The 24032-nt window shown below is 36.5% G+C and carries 15 protein-coding genes; 11 read left to right on the top strand and 4 right to left on the bottom strand.

What is annotated here, in order from left to right; genetic code table 11:
• Nucleotides 1-127: 127 nt before the first annotated feature.
• The 3 genes from LUA91_RS04520 to LUA91_RS04510 all read left to right on the top strand — a co-directional run bounded on the left by LUA91_RS04520 (nt 128) and on the right by LUA91_RS04510 (nt 9161).
• Nucleotides 128-3265: a TonB-dependent receptor gene (locus LUA91_RS04520; protein ID WP_231424838.1), complete on the top strand. Its 3138-nt coding sequence runs from the start codon at nt 128-130 to the stop codon at nt 3263-3265.
• A gap of 17 nt (nt 3266-3282) precedes the next feature.
• The gene (locus LUA91_RS04515; RefSeq protein ID WP_231424837.1) at nt 3283-5151 is read left to right on the top strand and encodes a RagB/SusD family nutrient uptake outer membrane protein; all 1869 of its coding nucleotides are present in this window, start codon (nt 3283-3285) and stop codon (nt 5149-5151) included.
• A 158-nt stretch (nt 5152-5309) separates the two neighbouring features.
• The gene (locus tag LUA91_RS04510) at nt 5310-9161 is read left to right on the top strand and encodes a TIM-barrel domain-containing protein (RefSeq protein WP_231424836.1); all 3852 of its coding nucleotides are present in this window, start codon (nt 5310-5312) and stop codon (nt 9159-9161) included.
• 90 nt (nt 9162-9251) lie between these two features.
• On the opposite strand, the gene LUA91_RS04505 is transcribed toward LUA91_RS04510, so the two are convergent.
• Nucleotides 9252-10451 (bottom strand): GAF domain-containing sensor histidine kinase, encoded by a 1200-nt coding sequence (locus LUA91_RS04505; protein WP_231424835.1) that lies wholly within the window; start codon nt 10449-10451, stop codon nt 9252-9254.
• 317 nt (nt 10452-10768) lie between these two features.
• On the opposite strand from LUA91_RS04505, the gene LUA91_RS04500 reads away from it, so the two are divergent.
• Complete coding sequence (locus LUA91_RS04500; RefSeq protein WP_231424834.1) at nt 10769-11077, top strand: hypothetical protein; 309 nt, start codon at nt 10769-10771, stop codon at nt 11075-11077.
• A 186-nt stretch (nt 11078-11263) separates the two neighbouring features.
• Here LUA91_RS04500 and LUA91_RS04495 read toward each other — a convergent pair whose 3' ends face one another.
• The 3 genes from LUA91_RS04495 to LUA91_RS04485 all read right to left on the bottom strand — a co-directional run bounded on the left by LUA91_RS04495 (nt 11264) and on the right by LUA91_RS04485 (nt 14882).
• Nucleotides 11264-11890, bottom strand: a complete 627-nt coding sequence (locus LUA91_RS04495; RefSeq protein ID WP_231424833.1) for a M23 family metallopeptidase — start codon at nt 11888-11890, stop codon at nt 11264-11266.
• Between the two features lie 72 nt (nt 11891-11962).
• Nucleotides 11963-13183 (bottom strand): metallophosphoesterase, encoded by a 1221-nt coding sequence (locus LUA91_RS04490; protein WP_231424832.1) that lies wholly within the window; start codon nt 13181-13183, stop codon nt 11963-11965.
• 91 nt (nt 13184-13274) lie between these two features.
• Nucleotides 13275-14882: an ATP-binding protein gene (locus LUA91_RS04485; protein WP_231424831.1), complete on the bottom strand. Its 1608-nt coding sequence runs from the start codon at nt 14880-14882 to the stop codon at nt 13275-13277.
• Nucleotides 14883-15183: 301 nt separating this feature from the next.
• Between LUA91_RS04485 and LUA91_RS04480 the strand changes: the two genes are divergently transcribed.
• From LUA91_RS04480 to LUA91_RS04450, 7 genes are all read left to right on the top strand, one after another.
• Nucleotides 15184-15630, top strand: coding sequence for an Rrf2 family transcriptional regulator (locus LUA91_RS04480; protein WP_231424830.1), 447 nt, complete (start codon nt 15184-15186; stop codon nt 15628-15630).
• A 244-nt stretch (nt 15631-15874) separates the two neighbouring features.
• On the top strand, nt 15875-17956 hold the full coding sequence (locus LUA91_RS04475) for a nitrite reductase (protein ID WP_231425045.1): 2082 nt from the start codon (nt 15875-15877) through the stop codon (nt 17954-17956).
• A 108-nt stretch (nt 17957-18064) separates the two neighbouring features.
• The gene (gene cobA / locus LUA91_RS04470; RefSeq protein ID WP_231424829.1) at nt 18065-18835 is read left to right on the top strand and encodes a uroporphyrinogen-III C-methyltransferase; all 771 of its coding nucleotides are present in this window, start codon (nt 18065-18067) and stop codon (nt 18833-18835) included.
• A complete protein-coding gene (locus LUA91_RS04465) occupies nt 18819-20330 on the top strand; it encodes a TSUP family transporter (protein WP_231424828.1) in 1512 nt (503 codons plus the stop codon). Before cobA ends, LUA91_RS04465 begins: the two co-directional genes overlap by 17 nt.
• 2 nt (nt 20331-20332) lie before the next feature.
• Nucleotides 20333-21052: a phosphoadenylyl-sulfate reductase gene (locus LUA91_RS04460; protein ID WP_231424827.1), complete on the top strand. Its 720-nt coding sequence runs from the start codon at nt 20333-20335 to the stop codon at nt 21050-21052.
• A 386-nt stretch (nt 21053-21438) separates the two neighbouring features.
• The gene (cysD, locus tag LUA91_RS04455) at nt 21439-22344 is read left to right on the top strand and encodes a sulfate adenylyltransferase subunit CysD (protein ID WP_231424826.1); all 906 of its coding nucleotides are present in this window, start codon (nt 21439-21441) and stop codon (nt 22342-22344) included.
• Between the two features lie 156 nt (nt 22345-22500).
• Nucleotides 22501-23751 (top strand): sulfate adenylyltransferase subunit 1, encoded by a 1251-nt coding sequence (locus LUA91_RS04450; protein WP_231424825.1) that lies wholly within the window; start codon nt 22501-22503, stop codon nt 23749-23751.
• Nucleotides 23752-24032: the final 281 nt, after the last annotated feature.

Below are 24032 nucleotides of genomic sequence, written 5' to 3'. Positions count from 1 at the left end.
AATTTATTAGAGAATATCAATCTCATTTGTAAAAAATGTGATGTGTATCGTCTGGATAAAATTCATAAACGTATTTTTGACGTTTAATTATTGAATTGTGTAATAAACCTAACCAATATTATAAACTATGAGCAAAAATTTACATGACAACCGTCTAATCAAGACAGTTGGTGTTCTCGGCTTAATAGGAGGAATAGCCTTGCTACCTTTCCTATCTTTCGCAGCAGAATCACCAAAGCACCTGGTCGCCATAACAAAAATTAAGCGAACAAAATTAATTCCAGTAAAAGGAACTGTTGTGGATGCTAAAGGTGGTCCACTTCCTGGCGTTGTAGTAAAAGTTAAGGGTGGCGGTGCAGCTGTTGCTACAGATGCCGATGGAAAGTTTACGATTAATTTAGAAACGGGTAATGAAACACTCGTTTTAAGCTTGGTCGGATTTAAATCGACAGAAATTCCTGTGAATGGCAAAAGCGAAATCAAGATTGTAATGACTGAAGATATTGCCAATCTAGACGATGTTGTGGTGGTGGGTTATGGTACCGTAAAAAAGAAAGATTTGACTGGTGCTGTGTCCAGCGTAAAAAGCGAAGACATTACGCTAAATCCGGTGAGTAGCCCAATGGAAGCTTTACAAGGCAGAGTTGCTGGTTTAGATATTCAGCGTACAAGTGGCCAATCTGGTCAGTCGCCAAACGTTTTACTTAGGGGTAACCGCTCCATTACAGTAGGTTCCATTCCAGGTGCTTCACAAAATCCCTTATATGTTATTGATGGAATCATTGGAAATATCAACAGTTTAAATCCAAACGATATTGAAACCATAGATGTGTTAAAAGATGCATCATCAACCGCAATTTATGGTGTAGCTGGTGCCAATGGTGTAATTATGATCACCACTAAAAAAGCGAAAGCCGGGAAAGTGCAAATTGATGTGGATACTTATTACGGCACCAATGGAAGGGCAGAATTCCCAAAAGCTTTAACAGGTGATGCCTGGTTGAGTTACATCAATGAAAGATATTTTGCGGCAAATGGAAGATATCCGGCAAATTTAACTGATGCGGGTATACCAGCTTCGGGAATCACAGCAATAAACAATAACCAATGGGTTGATTGGGTAGATGAAACGCTACGCAACGGATCGCAACAAAACCATCACATTTCAATCCGTGGTGGATCTGAGAAGGTACAGGGCTACATGTCGTTGGGTTACATTCAGGAAAAAGGAATTTATCAAGGCGATCAATCAAAATTTTATAATGTACGTGGTGGAGTGGATGTAAACTTTAATAAATATTTTAAAGCAGGATTACAAACTACGGTAAACTTAAGAAATGGCGACCAAACCAATAGTCGGATCAATAAAGCGTTTGGCGTTTATCCATTGGGTTCTGCATATAATTCTGATGGATCTGTAAATGCACTTCCACTTGCAGGTGTATCTGCCGTGAGTCCGATTGCAAATTATGCTGATGGCGTTTTTATCAATAATACAAAAAGTCTTTTCCTGGCGGTGAATCCTTATGTAGAATTTACGCCAATTGAAAACCTGTCGATCCGTTCAAATTTGGGTTTAACACTTTCGGCGAGCAGACAAGGTACTTTTGCCAACGAGCGTTCTTATAACATCCTTTCAGAAGGTAGAACTGCAAAAGAGGCCAGTTACGAAAACAATATCGGCTACAATTATTTGTGGGAAAATATTATCAACTACAACTTAACCATTGCAAAAGATCATCAGTTTACCTTTACTGGAATTACATCATTAGAGGATAAAAGAGGAGAGCGTTCATTTATTTATGGTACCGGACTTGAATTTGATGACTATCAATTTTACAACCTGGCCGCTGCGACTATATCTACAGTTAAGTCAACTGGTTACACGCAACAAAATAGAATGTCGTTTGCTGGAAGAATTAACTATAGTTACAAAGGAAAGTATCTTTTCCAGGCCTCTAACCGTTGGGATGGTGTATCGCAGTTGATTGACAAATGGTCTACTTTTCCATCAGTTTCGGCAGCATGGCGTATCAGCGATGAGAAATTTATGGAATTTAGTAAAGCTTACGTTACCAATCTGAAATTAAGAGCAGGTTATGGCGTAGCCGGAAATCCAAACATTCCTGCGTATAATAACAGCACTTTGGTGGCTTCGAGATCCGGGGATTTTCCACTTACTTTGGGTGGCTCAACAGCATTGCCGCTATATTCTACTAATCGTGCTTTAGGCAATGAGGCTTTAACCTGGGAGCGATCTTACAATTTCAACTTAGGTTTAGATTTTACTTTGTTTAATGGGAGAGTAGATTTTGCCGGAGAATATTTCCACACCAAATCAAAAGGTGTTTTATATCCACGAAATCTTCCTCCTACGGATGGTGGTTATGATGCCAAGAACCAATATTTTATTTATGCCAATATTGGTGAAACCAAAAATCAAGGTATTGAGTTAACCATTAACAGCAGGAACATTGATACGAAAAATTTCAGGTGGAATTCTGCATTTACCTTTACAAGAGCTACAGAAGAGCTAACCAAAATTGATTTAGGTAATTCTGTTGCCACCACTGCATTAATTACCAATAACCTATTTGTTGGCAGCCAATTGCCACAAACGGTGATTTTCGGTTATAAAAAATTAGGTATTTGGCAACTGGGCGAAGAAACGGAAGCGGCTAAATATGGTGCCAAACCTGGTGATATGAAATTGGCAACTGTACCAAGAATTGATGCATCGGGTGTAAGTGATAATGGGGTTCACCCGTACACTGCAGCAGATAGAATGATTTTAGGACATAACACGCCAGATTTTAGTTTAGGTTTACAAAATACCTTCGCTTATAAAGGTTTCGATTTAACTGTATTTATGACCATGCGTTATGGACAAACCATAAACGCACAGCTTTTAGGTTATTGGAACTCAATTGCACAGCCTGATACATATAATTATTGGACACCTACAAACCCAACAAATGATTTTCCAAGACCAACACTTGGAGCAGTAAATAATACGCTAATCAGCGCTTTATCAATTGTTGATGGATCGTATTTTAAGATAAAAAATATTACACTTGGTTATACCTTGCCAACTAAAGTGAGCAGCAAGGCCGGTTTTAGCCGCATTAGGTTTTATGGCACCGCTTACAACAGCTTCGTGTTTGCTAAAAGTGATTTGCTGAAGAACATCGATCCTGAAACTGCTGGAAATGATAGTTTTCCACTTTACAGACAGATGGTTTTTGGATTAAACGCCTCATTTTAATTTTAAAGAAAAAGGAAATGAAAACATTATATAAATATTCGTTAGGCTTAATTGTAGTATTTTCGCTTAGCACAACTTCATGCAAAAAATACCTTGATGAAGTAAACCCTGGAGCTACCACCTTAGAAACTGCCTATACAAATAAATCAGGTTTTGAAGGATTAATTAATACCATTTACGTTGATAATTATTTCTTCTATGGAAAAGTAGATTTCATTGGCCCATCTGAAATGGGAACCGATTTATGGATTAATTATGCTGGATCTGATATTGGTATTACCACTTATGATAACACTTTAAATACCAATCTATCTACCCTTAGAACCATTTGGGGAGGCTGTTATTCGGCTATTGGTCTTGCCAATACTGCAATTGAATTCAGCTCAAAAGTAAAAGGCTACAGTTCTCAGGCAGATATTGATACAAAAGTTGCCGAAGCTTATTTCTGGAGGGCCTGGGCATATTTTAATTTGGTAGAGCAGTTTGGAGCTGTTTACTTAACCACAAAATCTGCTGCTACCGAAGGCAATAATATTCAACCAACGCGTAGTACAGAAAAAGAGATTTACGATGTCATCATTTCTGATTTGAAATTTGCATGTGAAAAGCTGCCTGTTACACAAGGTGCTTTAAGAGGTCGGATTGCCAAAAAAGCTGCCTATGCCATGTTGGCGAAAGTATACTTGCAGCGTACACGGTTGGGTGAAAAAGAGCAATATGCACAACTTGCTTTAGCCACGGCTGAAGAACTGATTAACAACCCAGCTAAATATAACGCAGCTTTATATTTGAGTGATGCTACACGATCTGGCTTTGCAAAGGCTTTCGATTTAAAAAACAATAAAAGCAATACAGAATTTCTTTTTCTTCAGGCAATTGATGTTTCTGGTTTAAACCCTGAAGGTTTTAACAGAGGCCGTACCCGTCAATATTATTTGCCCGATTTAGGCGGTAGAGGGGCAGAATGGGGAACCATCGAAACAACTGTGCTTTATGGTAGATCGAACTCTAAACAATATAAGCCAACAAAATATTTGTTAACCAATATTTTCGATCCGAGGGAAAATACACCTGATACCAGATTTGCCAATACTTTTACTTACAAATTTTATGCGAGTGCTGATAAAGTAATTACTGCTGCATTGGCAACGGCTTACCAAAAAGATCCATCAATTGTTGGTAAAACTATTTTGAGTACCAGACAAGCATACACTGGCCCTGATTATTTTCTGGCTTCGGGAGGTACTTTCGAGGAGGAAAAAAATATGACGAATGATGTTGGTCTTTCAGTTTTTACGCCAAACTGGACAATTCCTGTTGCAGATAAAAGAAAAATCCCTGCATTGGTTGTAGATCCTAGTGATCTTTTTGATTCATCAAACAATTATAAATTACCTGCTTCTTTTCCTAATGAACCCAGTTTGATCAATATTTTTCCAGCATTCAAAAAATTCTCTGGTAAAATGTATGCACAGTCTAATCAAAACTGGTTGGGCGATATTCCGATTCTTCGTTTAGGTGAGGTTTATTTAATTGCTGCCGAAGCGGCCATTTTAGCAAATAACGACGTTTTAAAAGCATCAATCTACGTAAATGTAATTCGTAAACGAGCTGCCATTACCAGTCGTGAAGGCGAAATGTTAGCCACACCTGCAGAAATGAATGTCGCTTATATTTTAAAAGAGCGTGGAAGAGAGTTGGCTGGCGAACATACCCGCTGGATTGATTTAAAAAGAACTGGAAACCTTACAAATGCTTATTTCCAGCAAACTAATCCAATTATTGCACCTAACTTTGATCCGAAAAAACACACCGTTAGGCCGATTCCACAATACTTTTTAGATGCCATTACCAATGCTTCAGAATTTGGTAATAATGGTTATTAATATCTAAATAAATATTTGTTTCGATTTTAAGGCCGTTCCATATTGGGATGGCCTTTTTTTATAGATTTAATTTTCAAGTTTTAATCAACCGTTTGCGCAGAGTTTTATTTAGTTTTTGCAATGTTTCGCTTTATTTTAGTAAAAGTTAAAACTTGTTTATGAAATTAAAATTCCTAAAATCCATTATTTTTCCAACGCTGCTATTTATTTTAATTTTTCAAATTGAAAATGCTTGTGCCGATAATAAAGACATTGCCTTTTTAACTATTAAATCTAATCCAGCAGAAATAGTTAGCGCAAAGAAAATTAATGAAACCACAGTCGAATTATTGCTTTCTAACAAGCAACGTTTAACCATCGATTTTTATGGTGAAAATATATTTAGGTTGTTTCAAGATCAAGATGGTGGTTTTATTAGAAATCCTGAAGCAAAACCAGCTGCAGAAATTTTGGTAAAAACCCCTAGAAAGACCGTTGCTAAACTTGTATTAAATGATGAGGGAAACATAATTAAAGTAAACACCTCAAAAATTTCAATCCAAATTGATAAAAAATCCACTTTGTTTAAAGTTGTTAATCTGGAAAATAACTCTACTGTACTCGATCAAATTTCACCAATATCCTTAGAAAATAATGTAGCTAAAATTGTTTTTAAAGAAGGTGCAGACGAATATTTTTATGGTGGAGGAGTTCAAAATGGTCGCTTTTCTCATAAAGGAAAAACCATTTCAATCGAAAACCAAAATAGCTGGACAGATGGCGGCGTAGCTTCACCAACGCCATTTTATTGGTCGACCAAAGGTTATGGGATAATGTGGTACACCTTTGCAAAAGGCAAATACGACTTTGGTGCAAAGGAATTAGGAAAAGTAAACTTAACCCATGAAACCAGTTATCTAGATCTATTCATCATGGTAGATGAAGGCGCAAAAGCCATTTTAAATGATTTTTACCAGCTAACCGGGAATCCAATCTTATTGCCAAAGTTTGGTTTTTACGAAGGACATCTAAATGCCTACAACCGCGATTTTTGGAAAGAAGATGAAAAAGGAATTCTTTTTGAGGATGGAAAGAAATATAAGGAAAGTCAAAAAGATAATGGCGGCCTAAAGGAATCGTTAAACGGGGAAAAAAATAATTATCAGTTTTCTGCCCGTGCTGTTATTGATCGTTATGAAGCACATGATATGCCCTTCGGATGGATTTTGCCCAACGATGGTTACGGTGCAGGCTACGGTCAAACAGCAACTTTAGAAGGCAATATTCAAAACTTAAAAGATCTCGGCGATTATGCCCGTAAAAAAGGTGTAGAAATTGGCCTTTGGACACAGTCAGATCTTCATCCAAAGGAAGGAATTAGTCCGTTGTTGCAACGTGATATTGTTCGCGAGGTAAGAGATGCAGGTGTTCGTGTTTTAAAAACCGATGTGGCATGGGTTGGTGCAGGTTATTCTTTTGGTTTAAATGGCGTTGCCGATGTAGCCCAAACCATGCCTTATTACGGAAATAACGATCGTCCGTTTATTATTTCACTTGATGGTTGGGCAGGAACACAACGTTATGCCACCATTTGGTCGGGCGATCAAACCGGCGGATTATGGGAGTACATTCGCTTTCATATTCCAACCTACATCGGCTCCGGACTTTCTGGTCAGCCAAATATTACGTCAGACATGGATGGTATTTTCGGAGGTAAAAACGCTGCCGTTAATGCCAGAGATTTTCAATGGAAAACTTTTACGCCCATGCAATTAAATATGGATGGTTGGGGTGCTAACGAAAAGTATCCACATGCTTTGGGCGAACCAATAACTTCTATAAATCGCAATTATCTAAAGTTAAAATCCGAATTGCTTCCTTACACTTATAGCATTGCAAATGAAGCTATAGATGGCCTGCCGATGATTAGGGCAATGTTTCTGGAATATCCGAACGCTTTCACTCTAGGCGTTTCTACTCAATACCAGTTTATGTACGGTCCGGCTTTATTGGTTGCGCCGATTTATCAAGAAACCAAAACAGATAAAGATGGAAACGATATCAGAAATGGAATTTATTTGCCAAAAGGGATTTGGATAGATTATTTTTCTGGCAACACGTATCAGGGCGATCGAATCATCAACAATTTTGATGCGCCACTTTGGAAACTTCCAGTTTTTGTAAAAGCAGGAGCCATCATTCCATTAACTGCTGCCAATAATAATGTAAAGCAAATCAATAAAAATACGCGAATTTTTGAGGTTTATCTTTATGGTAAAAGTTCATTCACAGCGTATGATGATGACGGAACTACTGAAGCCTATAAATTAGGAAAAGGTGTTAAAACATTAATCGAATCAAATGTTGATCAAGATCAGGCTATCATCAATATTCAAACAACAAAGGGGAATTTTGAGGGCTTTACAACAAATAAAACCACCGAATTCAGAATTAATTTAACTGAAAAACCTAAAAAAGTTTCGGTAAAAGTAGGCAACGAAAAAGTAAAGTTAAGCGAGGTTTTATCAAAAGAAGACTTTGCTAAAGGTGAAAACGTTTTCTTTTATGATGAAAAACCAAACCTAAATCAATTTAGCACTAAAGGCACTGATTTTGAAAAAGTCGCCATTATCAAAAACCCGCAATTTTCGGTAAAATTGGCCGCAACCGATATCACCAAAAATGAAATCACACTTATAATAAATGGTTTTAAATCGGAGTTGGTGGATAGACAATTAAAGTCGGCAGGGAAATTAACTGCACCGCAAAACTTTAAACTTAATAATGGAGCTAACGGCGCTTTTAGCTTCAAACCGAGATGGGATAAGGTTGCGAATGCCGATTATTATGAAATACAATTTAAAGATATGTTGTATTCAACTATTACGGATACCACACTTCTTTTTGAAAACTTAGCTCCAGAAACTGCTTATTCGTTACAATTAAGGGCTGTAAATAAAGACGGCATTTCAAATTGGACAGAATTAAAAGTAACCACTGAAGCCAATCCGTTGCAGTTTGCTATTAAAGGCCTCACGGCTAAAACTACTGCCGAAAACCAAAAGGGAGAGGGCTTAAAAAATCTTTTTGATTTTGACGAATCGAGTATGTGGCATACCAAATGGGGCGTAAAATCTGATTCTTTTGAGATGATCATCGATTTAAAAGGAGTAAACAAACTAGATCGGTTAAGCTATCTGCCTCGTCAGGGTGGTGGCAATGGAACTTTAATGAAAGGAAAAGTGTTTTACAGTGAAGATAAAACTATATGGATACCCGCAACCGATTTCGATTGGAAAAATAACGGAATCGAAAAAGTGATCACATTTAAAGGAAACCCTTTAGCAAGATACTTAAAATTTGAAGTGGAGAAAGGTGCTGGCGGCTTCGGTTCGGGGCGTGAAATGTACGTTTTTAGGGTTGCCGGAAGCGAGGCTAATATCGCTGGCGACATAAACAACGATAAAGTTATAGATCGAAATGATTTAACATCCTATACCAATTATACGGGTTTAAGAAAAGGAGATGCTGATTTTGAAGGATACATCAGTAAAGGTGATATCAACAGCAATGGTTTAATCGATGCTTTCGATATTTCTAAAGTAGCGACGCAACTGGATGGTGGTGTAAGAGAATCATCAAATTCTGCATTAAGTGGAACCCTTGCCCTAAGTACTACAAAATCAACTTTTGAAAAGGATCAGATTATTGAAATTACAGTGAAAGCTATTGCCTTAAAAGATGTGAATGCGCTCAGTTTTGCTTTACCATATGATGCAAAAGATTATGAATATTTGGGGGTAAGCGTTGTCGGAATGAAATCTATGGAAAATTTAACTTACGATCGTTTGCATTCGGATGGAAACAAAGTACTCTATCCAACCTTTGTGAATGTAGGTAACCAACCAACGCTATCAGGAAATGAAGTATTATTTATAATTAGGTTAAAGGCCAGGCACAAACTAACATTCAATTTAAAAATGTTAAATGGAATTTTGGTTGATAAATCGTTAATATCAAAGAAACTATAAAGATTAGATATTAAGCTTGGGTTGATGTAAAAGTCTTGATTTAAAAGTCAAGACTTTTGCTTTTATGCACATTTATGAATAAAAATCGGTTTATGCAGGCAGAGATATGGAAATAGTTGTACCCTGTTTTAAGATAGAATCTACTTTAATGCTGCCTTGCATTTTACCCACTAAACTACTAACTGCATCTAAGCCAAAACCATTTCCTTTACGGTTAAAACGGTCGTTTTCTTGTGCTGTAAAACCTTCACGGAATATATTTTTTATGTCTTCAGCCGAAATTCCCCTGCCATTATCAGCTACAGATAATACGTATTGATCATTTTCTAAACAGCACGAAACCTCTATTTGAGGTTTGTCTTTATCATTATAACGGATGGCATTGCTTAACAAGTTGAGCATAATTTGTTCCATTGCAATTTTTGAGGTTCGGATATTCATCCGTTCGGGCATAATGATTTGGAAATCTTGAGGAACATTTAACATCGGGATTAAATTTTCAAGTAAAAATCTAAAATCCAAAGTTTCTTGTCTTTCCAATAGGGTAGATGGTGCTTTCGAATAATCAAGCATGTTATCTACATAAGTCACTAAATTTCTTGCCGATCGTAATGCAATTTGAATCAGTCTTACTGCTTTTTCATCACCCTGTGTGTCAAATTTCTTTCTTAATGATTCTGCAGAAAGAATAATGCTGGCCAATGGGTTTTTAATATCGTGTGCTACGCGTTGCGCAAACTTTTCAATAAATAAGTTCGATTCGCTTAAAGCAATGTTAACCCTTTCGAGTTCGCTCACTTTTCTTCGCAGTTCGAGCTGATGCTGTGCTTGCTTAGCCAGAATTTTAAGTGCAGAAATCTGACTTTCGCTCAAGCCTTTTTCTTGATGATCAATTACACATAAAGTGCCCAGCGCATATCCCTCAGGGTTGATGAGTGGTACACCAGCGTAAAAAACAATATCTGGATGACCAGTAACTAGGGGATTCTCAGCAAAACGGCTATCTTTTCTCGCATCATTAACCACCATGATATCGCTATTGCCCGCAATGGCATGTGAACAGAAAGCTACTTCTCTGGGGGTTTGTGTTATATCTGTTCCGAAATTCGATTTAAACCATTGGGTGTCATCGCCAACAATAGTAACCAGTGCAACAGGAGTTTGGCATATTTCTGCTGCCAATTGTGTTAAGTCATCAAAATCCCGTTCTTGCCCATCCCCAGAAATATTATAAGATCCTAAAGCGGATAGCCTTTCAGTCTCGTTTATTGGTAATGGGTAAATGATCATTTAAGACTTGGGTTTTTTGAGTGCATAAAGGTAAACGAAATTAATCAATATTTGTTTTTACAGCCTCTATTAAACTAGCCACCCATTTATTGATTAAATGATCAGTTATAAGTTGGAATATTATTCAATGTTTTATTTAAATATCTTCTCAAACGTTTGCGTGAAGAAAAATAAAATGTGAGTAAGGGATATTTTTATCTTGCAGACATAAATTAAAGTAAAGTTGATTTATGAATAATATACGTTAATAATTCAATAAATACTTGCTCAATAATTATTTACGTTTTTTAATGCTCCCTAATATCAGTATAAAAATCATGTCTAAAAAAATCAAGTCTCAACCAGAAAAAAACAATAATCCGTTGAATATTCATGAAATCAAGCCAATAATATTTTATTCGGGCAAAGATGATGAATTGAGTATCGTTCTTCAGGAGTTTAATTATGGAGATTTGATTATAAAATCGTTATCAACAGATGTGTTAAAAGTTAAAGAATTGAAGATTGAAAACGAAGTTGTTGAAGTAAACTGGAAACAAAGCGCAAAGGGCTTAAGGGTTTCCTTGCCCGATGTTTTTATAAATAATAAAGAATTAAAAAAATGCACTTTGAAGATTAAATTTTAGAATTTATTTTCCAGCTATAAAATAGGATGTTGCCTTTAGAACAATAATTGGATTAGCCCTAAAGTTATGTTACGATTCTTATTTAATACTCCTTAAATATTCTACAACCATCATAATCAATTAAATTGCAATGGTTGTGTGCAATCAAGCCTTACCAGTGTAGATCTAAAACCAAATTTCGAGGTGTTATTTTACATTCTCTTTTAAGAAAACCTGCGGATTGTAAAATCTATCGTTCAGCTGATTGTTATTAAAAGTAAGCCAGCTGGCACAGCCATAATCATCAAATTTTTTCCTGATTTCTAAATGAAGATGATGATAATCGCCGCCGTATTTTTTACTTTCTTCCTTTGTAAATAACCTGGCCAATTTGCTTTGCTCATTAACTTGCTGACCATTGCTTACATAAACTTCTTTTAAATGTTTATAACTCGTAAACATGGTTTTACCATCTTTTAGTGTATGTTTAACCACAACTGTTTTCTGATTTTCACCGAGATGAACTGAGCAAACCACTCCATTGGCCATTGCATATACGGGTATCAACTTGGTTTTCGGCTTCACCGGATTAATATCAATCGCAGTATGGATGTGGCCCTTGTAATAACTATCACGATGATCGCCAAAAATACTGATGATTTTAATGTTGCTAACCTTTTTGCGATCAGCCACATCAAAGGGCAAAAACCACTTATCTGCAATTCTTTGTGGTTTTTCATCTGAATAATAAGGTTTCCATCTTTCTCTATCTTTTTCGATAGTAGGTGTTTCATAAACAGAAAAGGTAAATAAGAAAAGGAGCAAGAATTTCATTTGATATGTATTTTATAACAAGATAATATTTATCAATAGAATACCTACTATTCTTTTAGTTTTACAAGCAATTTATTTTCTTTTCAGCTCGATTACCGTAATTTCTGGCCAAATTCCTATTCTGCCAGAAAAACCTATGAAACCAAAACCTCTGTTCACATTTAAGTACCTTCCATTTTCAACTTTTACGCCTGCCCAATGTTTGTAACGATATTTAACCGGACTCCATTTAATGCCAAAGGCTTCAATACCAAATTGCATACCATGGGTATGGCCAGCCAATGCGAGCTGAATTTTTGATGGATTATTCTTCACCTGGGCATCCCAATGCGATGGATCGTGAGAAAGCAACACCTTAAAATCGTTAACGCTGGTTCCGGCCAAAGCCTTATTTAAATCTCCACGTTCCCCAAATCCGAGTCCCCAGTTTTCAATGCCTGCGAGGAAAATTTTTTCTCCGTTTTTAGTTAATTCAACATGCTCATCCAAAAGCAAACGAAATCCAAGTTCTGCGTGATGGTTTTTTAGCTGTTGTAAATTTTTGATTTTATCGGCTTCAGTTGGCCATTTGATATAATCACCATAATCATGGTTTCCCAATACAGAGAATTGACCAAATGGAGCTTTGATTTGTGAAAAATGACCAATGTAAGGCACAATTTCGGATGCAGCATTGTTGACTAAATCGCCTGTAAAAACAAAGAGATCGCTTTTTTGTGCATTAATTAAATCGATGCCTTTTTGAACTTCCTTTGGTTTGGTAAAACTCCCGGCATGAACATCCGAAATTTGAGTAATGGTAAATCCATCAAAATTGTGAGGCAAATCATCAAAATACAAAGTATGTTTTATAACCCGGTAAGCATATTTACCTCTAATAATACCAAAAATGAAAAGTATAACGGTAACACAAAACATTACGAATGCGAAATCTACCCAATAAAGGCTCCTGCCTAAAATCTGAAATCCATCGGCCTGAAAGTTTGTGGAGATAGATAATATGAAGCGAAATAAATCTCCGAGAAGTAGAAAGAATGCGAAAACCACTTCAGCGGTAAACACAATTAAAAAGGCGTGTGTAACTATTTGGAAAAACTTACTCATTCCATTTGCTCGCATTTGGGAAATTGCAAAAAATAGCGCAACCGTTAAGCCGACAATAAATACCCAAAAAAATGGAGCCAGTAAAGTAGAGTGGTTAATTGTACCAAAGCCTGATAGCACATAAGAATTGAGTGCGAAAAACAAGATCACAATGACTAAAATTGGCAAGAAATTAATCTTTCGTTTCATAAATAAATTGCAGTAAAACTGTAAAAATAGATTTTAAACCTAGAGAAATCTATTAATGTTTCAAACTGAAATTATTTTTACGGTTGCTTGATTAATTCGGGTCGTCGTTTTTTGTCCATTTAATCATTACAGAACGAAGGTCGTCTAAAGTAAATGGTTTAGCCAAGAAATCTTTCATGCCAGCATTTAAACATTTTTCTATGTCGTTTTGCATGGCATTGGCGCTACAACCTATTATTACCGGAGGGATAATTGAGCTGTTTTTGTAGTTATTCAGGATTTCTATTGATGCTGCAACACCATCCATATTTGGCATCTGCATGTCCATCAATACAATGTTGAAGTGCGTTTCCTTCGCTTTTTTTACAGCTTCTAATCCATCATTAGCAATCATGTGTTTATATCCCGATTTTTCGAGCATTTTGGATGTAATCACTTGATTGAATACATTATCTTCTGCAATTAAAATATTCATGCCTGCTACAGGTATCATGTTTCTGATCTGAACTTTTCGTTCGTTCTTAGCCAGCGGATCTGCCTGGTAAGAATTTGCAGGTATCACAAATGTGAATGTAGATCCAGCACCAATTTCGCTGTTAACCGAAATTTTGCCTTTCATCATTTCTGCAAGCTTTCGGCAAATTAGAAGTCCTAAACCTGCACCCCCAAACTGCCTTGTAGTGGATGGATTTATCTGCGAAAATGGAAGGAACAATTTAGTCATGCCGTCTTCATCAATACCAATTCCAGTGTCTTTTATCGCACTAACCAGTTGCTTTGTCTCGTTTTCAACAACGTATTTTAAGCTCATTTTTACATAGCCAAATTCTGTAAATTTCACTGCGTTGCTTAACAGGTTAATGATAATCTGTTTATACTTAATTTCATCCGCCACCAATAATTGAGGTACGTTTGGATCAATCTCTATAATCAGTTCGAGATTTTTTTTAATAAATAATGATCTAATAATATTTTCGACATTAACGATGCACTTCCTAATATCAAATGGATGATTGTGGATTTCCATCTTGTTGGCCTCGATTTTAGAAATATCAAGCAGATCATTCACAATATCAGTCATTATACTATTACTTGCCTGAAGCGTATTTAGTAATTCGGATTGCTCTTGATTTAAATCGGTAAGCTTTAATAACTCCGAAGCACCAGTAATTCCATTCAGTGGAGTACGGATTTCATGACTCATATTGGCTAAAAAGCTTGATTTGGCAATGGTAGCAGCTTCAGCTTTTTCTTTTGCAACTATAAGTTCTTGCTGCGAATTTTCCAGTCGTTTCTTGCTTTTTAAAAGTAAAAACCGATCGTAATCAGCTACTTTTTTATAAACCACTAGCATAATGATGATCATTAAAGATATGTTTACAAAAGCGAAGGTTAAATCAAAAGTGCGGGCAGTTTCACTAGGATATTGAATAACCCAATTAGGAAACTCTTTTTCGAAAACAATACAAAGAGTTACCACACTAAAGAAAAAGAAAACAAAAATGAACCTGTATTTTTTAGAAAGCGAGAGCATGGCGATGCTTAGATAAAACACAAAAAATAGGGGGGTAGATCCTTGCGAACCTTCATTCATAAACCAAGCTGGGGCAAAGGTTGCAATGTTGTAAATAAAGTACCAAAATCTTCCTCTATCAGCAATCTTGTCTTGTATTGCATAATAGTAAAGTGTGGCATGCACAAAAATCCCCAGGAAAATATAGAGGTTTAAAAACCATGGAAGGCCTATAAAAATGTTGGCAGTAATATTAATGAGCGATATAATAATTAAACAGGCATAAAACAGCAAAAAGTTTAGACTCGATGCTAATTTTACGATTTCGAATGTTTAAGATTTTAATGTTTTTGAGCACTAAAGGAAATTATTTTTTAAAGATATAATTTTTTATGCTATCTTTTGAATATATGCTAATCAGTTGTGCGTTACATAGATATATTTGCATATTTCATAATTTACTTTCTTTTATTAGCTTTGTGCAAATATGCTATCAAAAAAGACAAAATACGCCATAAAAGCACTTGTTGCGCTTGGCAAAAATGTAGAAAAACCACCTATGCAAATCTCAAAGATTGCCGAGGAGGAGCATATCCCTAAAAAATTCTTGGAACAAATCCTTCTTGATTTACGTAATGCTGGCTTCTTGTATAGTAAAAAAGGTGCTGGAGGCGGTTACAGTTTAAACAAAAAACCCGAAGAAATTTTATTGGTACAGGTAATGCGTGTTACTGACGGACCAATTGCCATGGTACCATGTGCAAGCTTAAATTTTTACCACAAATGTGATGAGTGTGTAGATGAAAAAACCTGTGGCATTAGAAGTGCTTTTATTGATGTGAGGGATGCTACGCTTAAAGTATTAAGCGAAACCAGCATTGCAGATGTAATTGGCAGAGAAGATACACTCAAGTTGGGCATCAACAACATTTAACAAATAGTTTTCGAAATCTTCAATAAAATGTAATCTTTTTTAAGAAAAATTACTACTATTCCTATATACTTTATATATTTGGCAGATGAATATTAGTTTTATATCTAATTTAACCAATACCCGAATGATGCAATGTTGTTGTAAATCATTGTAAAAGAGGCTACACGGATAATTTATTATTATAAAATATTAGGATGCTTCTCATTTAAACGAGGAGCATTTTTTGAATAAGCTAACAGCACATATGCAAAGTTTCAGAACAGAACTCGAAAACAATATTGTCGAGCAGGACATTATCGATTTAGAGAATAAGATTAAAGCTTTTCGCGATGGAACCATTCACGATGAGAAATTTAGAAGTTTACGTTTAGCCCGTGGTGTTTACGGACAAAGACAGCCAGGTGTTCAAATGATTCGCATTAAGTTGCCATTTGGAAAGGTAACTTTTAAGCAGTTATTGCGCATTGCCGATATCGCTGATGAATACGGAAGTGGAAATTTACACCTAACAACTCGTCAGGATATTCAGTTGCATTATGTAAGTTTAGATAGAACGCCTGAACTATGGGCGAAATTAGAACAAGATGATATTACCTTGCGTGAGGCTTGCGGAAACACCGTTCGTAATGTAACGGCATCGCCAAATTCGGGTATTGACAAAGATGAACCATTCGATGTTTCGCCTTATGCCCACGCGGTTTTTAAATATTTTTTGCGTAATCCTATTTGCCAGGAGATGGGCAGAAAGATTAAAATTTCTTTCTCTTCAAGCGATAAGGATACAGCTTTCAGTTACATCCATGATTTGGGTTTTATTCCAAAAATTAATGAAGCCGGTGAACGTGGCTTTAAGGTTTTATTTGCCGGTGGTTTAGGTGCACAGCCATTTTTAGCTAGCCCAATTAACGATTTTTTGCCGGAAGATCAGTTGATTCCTTTCACTGAATCGGTTCTTCGTGTTTTCGATCGTTATGGCGAACGCAGCAATAGAAATAAGGCTCGCTTAAAATATCTGGTTCAAAAGTTAGGATTAGAAGAAGTTTTACATTTAGTTGCCGAGGAGCGAATTGCCAACAAGGTAAAAACTTATACAATAGATCGAGATTCAGTTCCTCAACCTGCTTTACCTTTAGAACGTGAATATTCCGCTGTTGAAATCCTGAACGAAACGCATTACAAACATTGGTCGGCAACGAATGTTGTGGAGCAAAAGCAAGAAGGTTTTTATTCTGTTTATGTGAAAGTTCAGGTTGGTGATATTAAAACTGATAAGGCTCGGGCTTTCGTAGAAGCGATTAAACCTTATGTAGCCGATGAAATCAGAGTAACTCAAAATCAGGGTTTGCTTTTAAAGTTTGTTCGTGAAGAAGCTTTGCCATCATTATATTCAGCTTTAAATAAAATTGGTTATACAACGGCTGGTTTTGATAGTTTAGCTGATATTACCACTTGCCCGGGAACAGATACCTGTAATTTGGGCATTTCAAATTCAATGACTTTAGCCGAGGTTTTAGAAGATGTAATTTATACGGATTTTCCAGAGTTTATTTACGAGAAAAACATCAAGATAAAAATCAGTGGTTGTATGAATTCTTGCGGTCAGCATGGTTTAGCCGAGATTGGTTTCCATGGCAGTTCAGTTAAAGCAGAAGGAAAAGTTGTTCCAGCTGTACAGGTAATGCTTGGCGGCGGAACAGTTGGGAATGGTGTTGGCCGTGTGGCAGAACGCGTAATCAAAGTACCATCGAAAAGAGCAACCAGCGTTTTACATTTCATCCTAAATGATTTTAAAGCAAATAACGAAGAGAACGAAAACTTCCATCAATATTATGATAGAAAGGGGAAAGACCATTTTTATCAACTCTTGAAACCTTTGGCAGATTTAACCAATCTTCAGCAGGAAGAATTTGTAGACTGGGGCCATGTAGAGCAATTTGTAACCGCAATTGGTGTAGGGGAATGTGCAGGTGTTGTAATTGATTTAGTAGCCACTTTACTTTTAGAAGCTGATGAGAAATTTAGTTGGGCAAAGCAAAATCTGGATAAATGCGCTTATGCTGATGCGATTTACCATACCTACAGCACTTTTGTTAGCGCTGCAAAATCATTGCTTTTAGATAAAGGTGTAAATAGCAGCACACAGGTTGGGGTAATCAGAGAATTCGATAATCACTATGTGGAAACAGGCGAATTTAATTTATCAACCAATTTTTCAGATTTAGTTTTACAAATCAATAAAAACGAGCCAACAGCAGAATTTGCAGAAAAATATTTTGGCGAAGCTGTGGCATTTTTAAATCAAATTAAAGAAAAAAGGGCAGCATAAGGGAAATGATAGAATGAGTAAATGACTGAATGATAGCATGAGTGAATATTACAAACGCTAGAAGAACATTCAATCATTCTCTCAATCAAAATTCAATAATTAAAAAACATGGTAAATCAACATAAAGAATCAAAAATTACCCTTTTAGGTGCTGGTCCGGGCGACCCGGATTTATTGACCTTGAAAGGCGTTAAAGCTTTGCAAGCCGCAGACGTGGTATTGTACGATGCCTTAACTAACGAGGCATTATTGGAACATGCTCCGGCAGAGGCTATTAAAGTTTATGTAGGCAAACGTTCTGGTGAACATTCTTATCCGCAAGAAACCATAAATAAATTAATGATTGATTATGCTTTAAACTACGGTCATGTGGTACGTTTAAAAGGTGGCGATCCATTTGTTTTTGGTAGAGGATATGAGGAATTAGATTATGCCGCATCTTACAGTATTCCCGTTGATGTTATTCCGGGAATTTCGAGCTCAATTGGTGTTCCGGGATTGCAACAAATTCCGGTTACACACCGTGGATTGAGCGAAAGCTTTTGGGTAATTACAGGCACAACTACTTCTGGAGAAGTTTCTCAAGATATTTATCAGGCTGCAGAATCAAACGCTACGGTGTTAATTTTGATGGGATTGAAAAAACTTTCGAAAATTGTTGAAATTTTTAAAGCAGCGGGGCGACAAAATTTACCCGCGGCAGTGGTTCAAAACGGTTCTTCGGCAGATGAAAAATTAGTTGTAGGTGTGATTGAAACTATAGAAAGTTTAGTTCAGAAAGAAAATGTTAAAGCACCGGCACTTTTAATTTTTGGCGAAGTGGTTTCCTTACATCCATCATTTAAAAACTTAGTAAAACAGTATGCAAGTATTGCCTAACCAACCTAATAGTGAAGAAACTTTCTTTGAAGAAGAGAAAGGGAACCAGCTTTTTCCAGTTTTTATTAAGCTGAACAAGCTGCGTACATTATTAATTGGAGCAGGAAATATTGGTTTAGAAAAGTTAACAGCAATTGTAAATAATAGTCGTCAGGCTAAAATTACGATTGTTGCGGAGTTGGTTTCGCCAGAGGTTTATGCGCTAATTTCGAACTATCCTCAAATAAAAGTGAAACAGAAAAGTTTCGATGTGTCTGATTTGGAAAATATCGACATCGTTTTCGCTGCCACTAACAACAATATTTTAAACGAAGAAATTAGAAAGGTTACACACGAAAAAGGTTTGCTCATTAATGTGGCCGATAAGCCTGATTTATGTGATTTTTATCTGGGTTCTATCGTTCAGAAAGGGGATTTAAAAATTGCGATTTCTACAAATGGCAAGTCGCCCACCATCGCAAAGCGGTTAAAACAGATTTTGAATGAGAGCATTCCTGCAGAACTAGATGAAACCCTGCAAAATATGAGTGCCTTGCGCCAAACATTAAACGGCGATTTTTCTTCAAAAGTTAAAAAGCTGAATAAGGTTACTCAAAGTTTAATTAATCCTAAGAAAAGTTTTGCCGAGCAAAATATCAAATGGCTAATATGGGTTGCAGCCATCTTGTTAATCGGTTCAATAGGTTTTACCCTTTGGAATACTGAGCCAGAATTTCAAACTTTCTTAATCAATATCGATCCATTATTTTACTGGTTTTTAGGTGCCGGATTTATATTCGCCTTAATTGATGGTGCAATTGGCATGTCGTATGGGGTTACAACAGCATCGTTTTCACTGGCAATGGGTCTTCCGCCTGCATCAGCCAGTATGGCCATTCATATTTCAGAGGTTTTGAGTAATGGAATTGCAGGATGGATGCACTATAGAATGGGCAATGTAAACTGGAAATTATTTAAGATTTTAATTATTCCAGCGGTTATTGGTGCAGTTTTAGGTGCTTATATTTTATCATCGTTAGAACATTATAGTTCGTATGTTAAACCCATTGTTGGGGTTTACACCTTAATTTTAGGTGGAATTATCTTAATGAAAGCTTTCAATATTAAAAGAAAAAAAGCTGATCAGAAAATAAAAAAGATTGGCTTTCTTGGTTTCGTTGGTGGTTTTATCGATGCAGCATTTGGCGGTGGTTGGGGCTCTATCGTATTATCAAGCTTAATTGCAGGTGGTCGCCACCCTTTATTTTCTTTAGGAACAGTAAAAATTAGCAGGTTTTTTATTGCTACTTTGAGCTCGCTAACTTTTTTTACCATGTTAGGCGGGAAATATTGGGAAGCAGTTTTAGGATTAATTATTGGTAGTGCAATTGCATCACCGATTGCGGCGAGAGTTTCGAACAAAATTTCTGCAAAAACCATAATGGTTGCTGTGGGTATTATTGTAATGATTGTAAGTTTGCGCAGTGTAATTCTGTTTATTTTAAAATTGATTTAGTGATGGGAGTAGAAGCATTAAAAACAGAACTTCAGGGTTTAAATACTATAGATAAATTAAAATATCTGGCTGATCAATATGCTGATAGAATTATTTTTTCTACCAGTTTTGGTTGGGAAGACCAAGCTATTACGCATTTAATTTTTGCCAATAATATTCCTATAAAAGTTTTTACGCTAGAAACAGGTCGACTTTTTTCGGAAACCTATTACGTTTGGAACCGCACATTAGAAGTTTACAACAAACCCATTCATGCTTATTACCCTAAGAATGAATTGTTACAGGATATGGTTAATACCAAAGGCCCGAATAGTTTTTACGAATCGGTAGAAAATAGAAAAGAATGCTGTTATATCCGTAAAATCGAACCTTTAAAAAGAGCATTAACGGGTAATGAAATTTGGGTAACGGGAATTAGAGCAGAACAGAGCGCTAACCGTGAAGACATGCACGATTTGGAATGGGACGAGGGTAATCAATTGATAAAATTCCACCCTGTTTTCGATTGGACTTTGGAAGATGTAAAAACTTATATCAGGGACAATAACATCGTTTACAATACTTTACATGATAAAGGTTTTCCAAGTATTGGTTGCGCACCATGTACTAGAGCAGTACAACCCGGCGAAGATTTCAGAGCCGGTAGATGGTGGTGGGAAGATCAAAGTAAAAAAGAATGTGGCTTACACGCAACGGAGGTAGAGGTTAAAGTAGAAAGATAAAAGCTCAAGACTAAAGCGAAAGGCTTCACCATTTCGTCATTGCGAGGAACAGTTTATCCCGACATTTCGGGAAAGCAATCTTAATGCGATAGTGAAAAACCTCTCCCTGTGAAAGGAAGTCTTAACACATAGTTAACTATATCCCTCTTCTTGAAGAGAGGGAAATGATAGATAGTGTTTTGAACCCAGGTTTAAGAATCCTGACCTTTAACTCCCCCTCTTCAAGGAGGGGGGAAGTAGAAAACAAGCCAAAGCCCAAACATTAATAGGGGGAGGTTTATAGCCCAAATTGAAAAGGCAACAATATTAACAACAACGACAACAACAAATAAGTTGAACGAGGAACATTCCAACATTCAACAATCAAACATTACAACATTTTTCAAATGAGTACATATAATTTTGATTATTTAGATGAACTAGAGGCTGAAGCAATTCACATTTTGCGTGAGGTTGCAGGGCAATTTGAGAAACCCGCCTTACTATTTTCTGGTGGAAAAGACTCGATTACTTTGGTCCGTTTAGCAGAAAAAGCTTTTCGTCCGGGAAAATTCCCTTTTCCTTTGGTGCACATCGATACTGGTCATAACTTTCAGGAAACGATAGATTATCGCGATAAAATGATTGAAAGAATTGGCGAAAGATTAATCGTTGGTTCTGTTCAGGACTCTATCGATCAAGGAAAAGTGGTAGAACAAAAAGGTAAAAATGCCAGCAGAAATGCTTTGCAAACGGTTACTTTATTAGATACAATTGCAAAATACGAATTCGATGCTTGTATTGGTGGGGCCCGTAGAGATGAAGAAAAAGCGAGAGCAAAAGAACGAATTTTCTCTGTTCGCGATGAATTCGGCCAATGGGATCCAAAACGCCAGCGACCAGAACTTTGGAATATTTACAATGGTAAAATTCATAAAGGTGAAAATGTACGTGTTTTCCCAATTAGCAACTGGACTGAACTTGATGTTTGGAATTATATCCGTAGGGAAAAAATTGATTTACCAAGCATTTATTTTTCTCATGAGCGTGAAGTGATTACCAGAAACGGTCAATTAATGGCTGCATCTCCTTTTTTAAATATGGATGAGGAGGATGTTGTATTCCATAAGCAAGTGCGTTTCCGCACCGTTGGCGATATGTCTTGTACAGCTGCGGTAGAATCTGAAGCTACTTTAATTGATGATATTATTTCTGAAATCAGTTCCTCGAAAATTTCTGAACGTGGTGCCCGTATGGATGATAAGGTTTCGGAAGCTGCAATGGAAGACAGGAAAAAGGGTGGATATTTTTAGGGAGTAGCAAATAGTTAGTAGCAAGTATTTAGTATCAAGTATCAAGACTGGATGCGAAATACAAACTGGCCTCTAAATGAAACAAGTGTAAAAGTGAAAATGATAGACTGCAATTAGTCTTGATACTTAATACTTTTATCTTAATACTTAAAAACAATGAACATATTAAAATTTTTTACAGCAGGCAGCGTAGATGATGGTAAAAGTACCTTAATTGGCCGTTTGTTATATGATACAGATTCCATTTTAGCCGACCAGTTAGAGGCATTACAAAGCTCTAATCGCAAAAACGATGATGGAACAATAGATTTAGCCATTTTAACAGATGGTTTGAGAGCCGAGCGTGAGCAGGGAATTACCATTGATGTAGCTTACAAATATTTTCAAACGGATAAGAGAAAGTTTATCATTGCCGATACGCCGGGACATATTCAGTACACCAGAAACATGGTTACAGGTGCATCAACAGCGAATTTGGCAATTATATTAATTGATGCCAGAAATGGTGTTGTTGAACAAACCATTCGCCATTCCTATCTCGTTTCTTTGCTGAGCATCAAACACATTGTGGTTTGTATTAACAAAATGGATATGGTTGATTACAGCGAAGAGGTCTACAATTCAATCATCGATAAATACAAAGTATTGGCACAACAGCTTAAACTTGTTGATGTAAATTACATTCCGGTTAGCGCATTAAAAGGCGATAACATCGTTCAAAATTCGGAGCGTATGGAGTGGTACAGTGGCGAAAGTTTATTGCACTTTTTAGAGAAAGTTGATACTGATAATCTGGATAAATCGCAGCTTGCTCGCATGCCCGTACAATGGGTTATTCGTCCACAAACAGAAGAATTGCATGATTACCGTGGTTATGCTGGTCGTGTTTTAAGCGGAACTTTTAACCTAAACGACAAGGTTACGGTTTTACCATCAGGAGCAAGCTCAGTTATTGAGAAAATCGAATTCTTCGACCAAACTCCCGAAGCTGCACATGCGGGTCAATCGGTTACTATTCACCTAAAAGATGATGTAGATATCAGTCGCGGTGATACGATTGTAAACGCAAAAGCTTTGCCGCAAGAATCTAAATTAATTGAAGCTGATTTATGTTGGATGGATGCACGTGCTCTGGATACTTCAATTACGTATTTAATTCAGCATAACAGTAAGGTAACGAAATGTAAGATCAGCGAAATTTTGCATAAAGTTGATATCAACACATTGGAGAAACACCAGGCAGATGAATTTAAACTGAATGATATTGGGCGTGTAATTGTGAAAACAGCCGATGCTTTGGCTTTCGATTTATATGATGACAATAGGGCAAACGGTTCGGCTATTTTAGTGGATAGCAGAACGAATTTAACCGTTGGCGCTTTAATGTTTAGAGCAGCTGTAGAGTAGTAAATCAATGTTTCCTTTTAGAGATTTATGCAGTAAAGCAATTTGAGTGGGGCATCGGTTACGGTAGCCCCGTTTTTCATTCCAATCTTTTTGTTGTTGTCATCGTAAGTTTGTATAAATAGGTTTTGAGAATTGCTGTCAGAATATAATTTTGTTCAGCATAAAAGATCCAGCAAAGAGAAGGAATAAGACTTTTACTTGTCATTGGCCAATAAGGTCCTTCAGGATGTTAGTCCCCTTCTCTTTCTTTATCCTAAACTTGAACAGTTCATTAGGCCTGG

Source organism: Pedobacter sp. Leaf250 (assembly GCF_920984735.1).
Lineage (GTDB): Bacteria > Bacteroidota > Bacteroidia > Sphingobacteriales > Sphingobacteriaceae > Pedobacter.
The sequence above is the reverse complement of the archived record's forward strand: the minus strand, read 5'-3'. Positions and strand labels throughout refer to the sequence as shown.